Consider the following 217-nt stretch of genomic DNA (forward strand, 5'->3'; position numbering starts at 1 on the left):
ACCGTCTGCCAGTCGATGCTCACGCCGTGGCAGTGGGCTTCGGCGAGGGAGGTGACGATGCGGTCCGGGCCGCCCTCGTCGCGGCGGAGGGTGCCGAGCGCGGTGGCGGTTGCTTCGGCGTCCTCGATGGTGCCCTGCAGGCCCAGGGACAGGACCGGGTGCGGGCTGACTTCGATGAAGACGGTGTGGCCGTCGGCGAGGGCGGTGCGGGTGGCCT

At 72.8% G+C, this 217-nt stretch carries 1 protein-coding gene; it reads right to left on the minus strand.

Features of this window, described 5'->3' with window-relative positions; all coding sequences use genetic code 11:
• A partial coding sequence (locus tag ACLF6P_RS30150) for an acyltransferase domain-containing protein (RefSeq protein ID WP_415954614.1) occupies positions 1–217 on the minus strand: 217 nt, incomplete at both ends.

This window comes from Streptomyces lothianensis, from assembly GCF_047779955.1.
In the GTDB taxonomy this organism is placed as follows: Bacteria; Actinomycetota; Actinomycetes; order Streptomycetales; family Streptomycetaceae; genus Streptomyces.